At 55.2% G+C, this 7,837-nt stretch carries 6 protein-coding genes; 2 read left to right on the top strand and 4 right to left on the bottom strand.

Annotated features, from left to right (window positions below; genetic code table 11):
• Nucleotides 1-1,287, top strand: a 1,287-nt coding sequence (locus B3Z49_RS18380) for a sensor histidine kinase (RefSeq protein ID WP_296993470.1), incomplete at its 5' end; no start/stop codon positions are given.
• On the top strand, nucleotides 1,284-3,281 hold the full coding sequence (locus tag B3Z49_RS18375) for a 7TM-DISM domain-containing protein (RefSeq protein WP_296993469.1): 1,998 nt from the start codon (nucleotides 1,284-1,286) through the stop codon (nucleotides 3,279-3,281). The genes B3Z49_RS18380 and B3Z49_RS18375, both read left to right, overlap by 4 nt.
• 50 nt (nucleotides 3,282-3,331) lie before the next feature.
• On the opposite strand, the gene B3Z49_RS18370 is transcribed toward B3Z49_RS18375, so the two are convergent.
• The 4 genes from B3Z49_RS18370 to B3Z49_RS18355 form a co-directional block, all read right to left on the bottom strand.
• Entirely contained in the window at nucleotides 3,332-4,105 is a 774-nt protein-coding gene (locus tag B3Z49_RS18370) for a response regulator transcription factor (RefSeq protein ID WP_296993467.1), read from the bottom strand.
• A gap of 262 nt (nucleotides 4,106-4,367) precedes the next feature.
• Nucleotides 4,368-5,483 carry a dihydropteroate synthase gene (folP, locus tag B3Z49_RS18365; RefSeq protein ID WP_296993465.1) on the bottom strand — a complete coding sequence of 372 codons (1,116 nt, stop codon included), beginning with the start codon at nucleotides 5,481-5,483 and terminating at the stop codon, nucleotides 4,368-4,370.
• A 13-nt stretch (nucleotides 5,484-5,496) separates the two neighbouring features.
• On the bottom strand, nucleotides 5,497-7,440 hold the full coding sequence (ftsH, locus tag B3Z49_RS18360; protein WP_296993464.1) for an ATP-dependent zinc metalloprotease FtsH: 1,944 nt from the start codon (nucleotides 7,438-7,440) through the stop codon (nucleotides 5,497-5,499).
• Between the two features lie 85 nt (nucleotides 7,441-7,525).
• On the bottom strand, nucleotides 7,526-7,837 hold a 312-nt coding region (locus tag B3Z49_RS18355; RefSeq protein ID WP_296993463.1), incomplete at its 5' end, for a hypothetical protein.

The raw sequence follows: 7,837 nt of genomic DNA, 5'->3' as shown, positions 1-7,837 counted from the left end.
GCCCAACTGATTTTCAAACCGTTCTGGTCGCTGGCCTCCGACTTTGTGACGGGAACCGGAACGGCGTTTGCGCTTGGTACAAGCATCATGATGTGGAGCTATATGACCCATCTTGATCGCGAGAACCGGCCGCTGTTTCGGGTTATGGTCGGGTATTCGGTTCTGGCGATGGCAGGTTTTCTGACCGCCACATCGGACTGGTATATCCTGTATGCCAAAGTGTTTTTCGGGCCTCAGATATTCCTGCTTGCGGTTTTGCTGATCAATCTGATGTATCGCGGATATCGCCAGAAGCACACATTCCAGATGAGTTATTTGATGGTCGCGCTTGGTGTTCCGACCATCGGGGCGATGGCGCATTTGCTGTTGCTGATCGGGTGGTTGCCGGTCAACGGATTTACCACGAGCATCTTTGCTCTCAGTTCGTTTATTCAGCTTGTACTGGTCGCCATCGCCATGGCTTATCGCACCTATGGCGTGATCAACCGGCGTGTTGATGCCCTTGCCTCCGGCCAGCGGGCCGACCAGCTTGCCAGTGAGCAGCGCACCTTTATCACCATGCTGTCACATGAATTCCGCACACCGCTTGCGATTATTCAGCGCTCAGCCGAAATCCTCGGACTACATTTGCAAAAAGAACCTGAAAGCGTTCTGAACCGTCTGTCGACGATCCAGTCCAATGCCCGGCAGCTTTCGGGCCTTGTCGATGCGTTCCTGACCAAGGAAACCCTTGATAGCGCGACATTCACCACCACGCGTGAAGCGGTTGCCATCGATGCGTTTCTGCGCGATTTAATCGCACAGCGCCAACGCGAAGTCCCCGGACAGAATATCAGCCTGATCCAAAGCGATGTTGTGATCGTCGAAATTGACCGGATCCTGATGGAACGTGCGCTGATCAACCTGATCGAGAATGCGCGCAAATATGCGCCGGGTGCCGCTGTCTGGATTTCAGCCGAGCGGGCAGCCAATGGTTATGTCTATATCCGGGTTGTCGACGAGGGACCGGGCATTGCCGCCGACGATCTGCAGAATGTTTTGAACGCCTTTTACCGCGGACGGGATTCGGTCAAAATCCAGGGTGTCGGCCTTGGATTACATCTGACCAAACGCATCATCGAGGCCCATGACGGATCCCTGTCGGTTAGTATTGGCGAAGAAGGCGGAACAACAATCCTGATCAAACTGCCCTATGACCGCGACATGACGGTGCTCAGGAACAATGAAAACAGGGCTGGCTTCCCGCTTGGTTATACCGAGACGTCCCATGACGGGGAGCGGCCATGAGGGTCAGATCGCCGCTGTTCATGACGCCAACAACACATTCCCTGTCCACCATGGCATCGGCGGCGGTATTGGTGTTGCTCATGATTACAACCATGGTTTTGATGCCATGGCACGGTGCAAACGCGCAATCTTCGGTGATGCCGGATGGTGATGAGGAACATCTGGTTCTGCCGGGCAATGTCACAGAACCGATTGAGATCACCCAGTTTGTTGCATCCTTTGCCGACACCACACGCAAGCTTGGCTTTGAAGAGATCCAGGCCCTTCCGGATGCGGCCTTTCAGCAGTCACCTGCCATACCGTCCTTTGGTTATACCCGCGATGTGATCTGGCATCAGCTTGATCTCACCATCAGCAATGACATGACGAAACGCGCCCTGCTTGAAATCGGGCCGAACTATCTGAATTTCATTGATGTGTTTCTGGTGCCCGATGGACTGGGTGATCCGGTCTGGCATACCCGTCTTGGCGATCATGTCCCCGCCAGCGCACGCCAATATGGCGGACGAGCACATATTGCCGCCCTGCCCCTGATGGAACCGGGCGATTATCGCCTTTATGTCCGGTCGCAAAGTAACAGCGCCAATCTGATCTGGATGACACTTTGGCCGGCAACCGACCTGGTTTCCTCGCTGTCTTTCCGTGATCTGGCGTCGAATGTTTTCTTTGGCTTCATTCTGGCTTTGGGTCTGGCCTATCTGGCGCTTGGTCTGATTGCGCGGGATCGGATTGTCGTTTTGTACAGCGTCTGGGTCCTGGCAATCGGTGTCACAGCGGCCACCGTCAATGGCGTGGTCTTAAGCGAGCTACGACCGGAAATACCGTGGCTCAATGACTTTTTGTTGGGAACAGCCAACATCATTACCTATGGCGTGACGGTGTTTCTGTGGCTCTACATCATCGATGCCAAAAAGAAGCATCCTTTGGCCTACAAGATATGTTGCGCGTACGGGTTTTTCATTCTGGCCTTTGCAGCCGGGGCCACGACCGATCTCTACACCGTCTTTGGCACCTATATCGTGCCAAGCCATTCGGCCTTTATGGCCACGATGTGCGCAATCCTGATCAAACGGGCGTTTGAGGACATCCACAATCCGCGTTACTGGGCGTTCCTTGTGGTTCTGACCGTCCCGACCGGGGCGGCGATCATGATCCAGCTTGCCCTTTCGGGGGTGATCGATGCGACCAGATTGCGTCTGGAACTGCACAGCTACACCTTGATGTTCCACCTTGTCGGGATGGGCATCATCATGACGATGCGGTTGTCGCGCATGGACAAGGAACGGGTCACTGTCGTGCGCAAGGCAGAAGAAACCACCTCGCTGGTCGAGGAACAGCGCAAACTGATTTCGATGCTGTCGCATGAATTCCGAACGCCGCTTGCGGTGATCCAGCGATCATCGGAAATGCTGATGCTGCGTCTGACAAACCACAAGGATGACGTTCTTGAACGTTTGCAACGCATCCAGCTTCAGGCCCAGAAACTGGCGCGTCTTGTCGATATTTTCCTGACCAAGGACGGTATCGATACCCAGGAACTGTCACTTGCGCGTAAGACAGTTCCGATCAACCGTTTTCTTCAGGAATTTGTCGCCCAGATCACACGCGAAGGTGCGGAAGTTCAGGCGGTATTGAGCCGGACCACAGGTATCGAAGTCTTTATCGACGAAACCCTGATGGGGCTTGCGATCACGAACCTGGTTGAAACGTCACGGCGCTTTGCGCACGGGGCACCAATCCACATCAGCACTCACCGACATTCCGAGATGCGGGTCGAAATCAGTATCCCCTGCCGCGGCGAAGAGCTTGATGAAGACGAGATCGCCATGATTTCCGATGCGCTGTTCAGGCGCGATATGGAAAGCCCGTCATTGCAGCGCGCACTCGGGCTGCATATTTCGCAACGTATTGTCGTTGCCCATGGGGGATCGATCACCCTGCGCCAGAAGGGCGCACGCAGCATCGAGCTTTGCCTGCTTTTACCGTGCGAGTAGCTGGCCGCACGTTATTCGGGTGGGAAACAGACGGATCAGGAAGCCTCGGCCTAGCCGGCAATGGCGGCGGGTGACGTAAAGGCATAGCCACGACCGTACGCCGTTCGCACAGGCAGTTCTTCGCCGATTTCCTTGATGATTTTCTGACGCACGCGCCGGATTGCCGTATCCAGATTGCGGCAGTTTTCCGCCGTATCGGCCTTGCCCAAGGCTTCGACGATTTCAGGACGCGTCAGCCATGCCCCATTGGCATCAATCAGGATCTTGACGATGGTGCGTTCGGTCGCCGTCAGTTTGGCTTCGTTGCCTTGGGGATTGCGCAGGGTCCAGTTAAGCATATCAAGAACCCAGCTATCCTCAGGGATTGCCGTTTCAGCCGTCGCTTCGTTATCTGAACGTGACGCGCGGCGCAGAAGCGGTTTAAGCGCGGCCTCGATCACAGATAGCGGGCTGTCTTTCGTCAAATAGACGTCGGCACCGGATTTATAGCCGGTCAGATGATTGTCCATTCCCGAAAGCGAAGTCAGCATCATGATGCCGCAATCAACGGTTTTGCGGACATGCTGGGCCAGCTCATAGCCATCCGCGTCGGGTAGCATAATATCAAGAATGACCGCATCAGGTTTGCGCGCAGCAAGTGCCCGGTAAAATGCAGCGCCGGTTTCACACCCGACCACATCGAAACCGCACATCTCAAGATACTCACACAGATCCTTGTTCAGATCGGTGTTATCTTCCACGACATAAACACAGTGCGTCATAGCATTCCAGCCAGACCTGACATCAGCAGGGAACGGCTGCGTCAGACCGCCAATCTCGTTCATCTAAAGACCTTCGCGTTCGCTTGTTGTCCAACCATCAACTGTGACTTTGGTGTCACTTTTGTTTGATACATATTGGTATGTGGTCAAAGGACCGATTCTGCAAGTATCAACCGTAAATGGTCAGAAAATGCCAGAATCGAATTTGCCACAAAAAAGCTCGCAATCGATCAGAAGCCAAGCCTCCTTGCGATTGCGAGCCATGTTTTAAACGATGCCGATAAAATGACAAGTTATACGTGCAGAGAGGTCATCAAATACATCTTCAGACAATAGATGTGGAACTGGCGACAGAAATCGCCTGTACCGTTTCGGGCACATCATGCACGCGGATCATCTGAACCCCGTGACGCCATCCATTGACCGCAGACGCAATTGAACCACCCAAACGCTGTTTTGGATCCGCCTTGGGATCAATCTTGCCGATGAATGACTTGCGCGAGGTGCCCAGCAGGATCGGGCAGCCCAATCCATGGAAAATGGCCAGACGCGACAGCAGTTCAAGATTGTGCGACAGCGTCTTGCCAAAGCCGATGCCCGGATCAATGCAGATGCGATCACGTGAGATACCAGCCCGCTCGCAGCTTTCGATGCGATCGAGCAGATAGTCATAGATATCAAGCACCGCACAATCATATTTCGGGTCGGCCTGCATGGTGCCCGGTTCGCCCTGCATATGCATCAGCATCACCGGTTTGCCAGATGCGGCTGCAACCTCCATCGAGCGTTCATCGCCTTCAAGACCGGTGACGTCATTAATGATCGCAGCACCGGCCTCAATCGCGGCCTCCATCACGCCGGCGTGGCGGGTATCAATCGAAACAACGTGCCCCTTGGATGCCAGTTCGCGGATCACCGGGCCCACACGATTGATTTCCTCATCCTCGGACACGGTGTCAGCCCCCGGACGGGTTGATTCGCCGCCGACATCAATGATTGATGCGCCCTGCTCTATCATCGCCATGGCGCGTGCCACAGACTGTTCGGTGGTGTTGTAATCGCCGCCATCGGAAAAGCTGTCCGGTGTGACATTGATGATGCCCATCACATGGCAGGACGCCATATCAAGCCCGGCATAATCCGGGCGTTTGGCCATCAGGCGGTCCAGAACGGCATTGATTTCATCAACCCGGCCACTGTTTTGCACCCAGCCTTCAAGGGCAAGCAGCGGCAAGATCATGCTTTCGGCACCGCCACCTTCGCGGCGACGGATGATTTCAAGAGCCGAGAACCCCCGGCGTGATCCGGCAAGTGGCAAGGTATTGGGATCATCGGCATGGTCGATGAAACCGGTCGGTGCGTAGTAAAGCGGTCCTTCAAAATCGGCAAAGCCCCGCACATCGGCGGGGCTTCGCAGGACCGATCGTTTGATCTCGTCCATCAGTCTCTTTCTGTTAGCTTCCCGGTTGCGGTTCCGGGGAAAGGTTCCCGCCGCCGTCACCAGGGTTATCCTTGCGGGCACCGCCGGTGCTTGGCACCGTGGAGCGACGTCCGCCACCTGCATCCTTGCCGCCACCCGAAGTATGGCCCGGACGGTTAATTTCCTCGCCACGCAGCAGCGCATCGATTTCTTTACCCGACAGGGTTTCATATTCCAGAAGACCTTTTGCAAGCTTGTGCAGGTCATCAAGATGTTCGGTCAGAACGCGCTTGGCGAATTCATACGCCTCGTCGGAATAACGACGGACTTCTTCGTCAATGAGTTGTGCTGTTTTTTCCGAAACGTTTTTGTGCTGGGCAACGCTGTGACCAAGGAACACTTCTTCCTGGTTATCAACGTATTTGACGTTACCAAGCTTGTCGGAGAAGCCCCACTCGGTCACCATCTTGCGCGCATATTGCGTCACCATGTTGATGTCCGAAGACGCCCCTGTGGTGACCTTGTCCTTGCCAAAGATGATTTCCTCGGCAACGCGGCCACCCATGGCAACCGCAAGGTCGGAAATCAGCTGTTCGTAGGATTTGGACACCTGATCACGTTCCGGCAGACGCATCACCATACCCAGTGCGCGACCGCGCGGGATGATGGTGGCCTTGTGGATCGGATCAGACGCAGGCGTATGAAGTGCGACCAGTGCGTGGCCACCTTCGTGATAGGCGGTCAGCTTTTTCTCGTCATCGGTCATGATCATGGAGCGACGTTCAGCCCCCATCATGACCTTGTCCTTGGCGTTTTCGAAATCAGCCATGGTGACAACACGCTTGCCAAGACGGGCGGCCAGAAGGGCAGCCTCGTTGACAAGGTTTGCCAGATCCGCACCCGAGAAGCCCGGGGTACCACGTGCAACCGTGCGCAGATCGACATCCGGACCCAGCGGAACTTTACGCGCATGAACACCAAGAATGCGTTCACGGCCTTCCAGATCCGGGTTCGGCACAACGACCTGACGGTCGAAACGACCCGGACGCAGCAATGCCGGGTCCAGAACGTCCGGACGGTTGGTAGCAGCCACCAGGATCACACCTTCGTTGGCTTCGAAACCATCCATCTCGACGAGGAGCTGGTTCAAGGTCTGTTCGCGTTCATCGTTACCGCCGCCAAGACCGGCACCACGATGGCGGCCGACAGCGTCGATTTCATCGATGAAGATGATGCAAGGTGCGTTTTTCTTGCCCTGTTCGAACATGTCACGCACACGCGATGCACCGACACCAACGAACATTTCAACGAAGTCAGAACCCGAGATGGTGAAGAACGGTACATTTGCTTCGCCGGCAATCGCACGTGCCAGCAGCGTTTTACCGGTACCCGGAGGACCGACAAGCAGCATGCCTTTGGGGATTTTACCGCCAAGGCGCTGGAACTTCTGCGGATCGCGCAGGAAGTCGACGACTTCTTCAAGCTCGCTTTTGGCTTCTTCAATACCGGCGACATCTTCGAAGGTCACGCGGCCGGACTTCTCGGTCAGCATCTTGGCCTTGGACTTGCCAAAGCCCATGGCCTTACCGCCGCCGCCCTGCATCTGGCGCATGAAGAAGATCCAGACACCGATGATCAGAAGCATCGGGAACCAGCTGATCAAAGCGCTCATCAACGGAGACAGGCTTTCTTCAGGCTGTGCGATGATGCGCACGCCCTTGTCGTTCAGCTTTTCAACGAGGTTCGGATAATCCGGGGTGTAAACATTAACAGAGCGACCGTCGCGCGTTTCTGCAGTCAGGTTGTTGCCCTGGATGGTGACTTCGGAAATCTGACCTGAATCCACTTCGGCCAGGAAGTCCGAAAATGCCAGCGACGACTGACCGGACCGTCCGGAGGGCGACTGAAACAGGTTAAACAGCGCCACCAAAAGGATGGCGATAATAACCCACAGTGCAAGATTTTTTCCCATATTCATTCCAAGCTACTGGTCGCAATTTGTGTGTGCCGTGACGCAAAACTTCCTGCGCAGGGTCTGACAATCAAATAGTCATAAGCCCCGCTTACGCAAGTAGGTTGTCGGGTTTCGGTGACGATTTGAAACCACTTTCCCACAAAGGTACTTGCGGCGCAAACTGCCAACTGCCACCAGACGCGATCAGGCCCCTGCCCAGAGGCCGTCCGCAACCGGCGGCGGATAGTACGTCGGAAAGCTCCGAAACCTCAAGCCCGCCAACAGATAACAAGCCTTCTTTATCGTAGAGTGCAGGCATGGATGCAAGGGCCGCGCGCGGTAAATTACCAATAAATGGTGCAATTTCGCCCAATGCGGCGCGAAAAGACTTCGTGTGAAACACATCACAAAGGCCAAGCGG

This window comes from Thalassospira sp. UBA1131 (genome assembly GCF_002311515.1).
Classification (GTDB): Bacteria; Pseudomonadota; Alphaproteobacteria; order Rhodospirillales; family Thalassospiraceae; genus Thalassospira.
This window is presented reverse-complemented; position numbering and strand designations above follow the sequence as displayed.

Excerpts from the sequence above, each read along its gene's own strand:
- B3Z49_RS18375 (WP_296993469.1), top strand. The coding sequence starts at position 1,284 with ATGAGGGTCAGATCGCCGCTGTTCATGACGCCAACAACACATTCCCTG.
- folP (WP_296993465.1), bottom strand. The coding sequence starts at position 5,483 with ATGGACGAGATCAAACGATCGGTCCTGCGAAGCCCCGCCGATGTGCGG.
- B3Z49_RS18370 (WP_296993467.1), bottom strand. The coding sequence starts at position 4,105 with ATGAACGAGATTGGCGGTCTGACGCAGCCGTTCCCTGCTGATGTCAGG.
- ftsH (WP_296993464.1), bottom strand. The coding sequence starts at position 7,440 with ATGAATATGGGAAAAAATCTTGCACTGTGGGTTATTATCGCCATCCTT.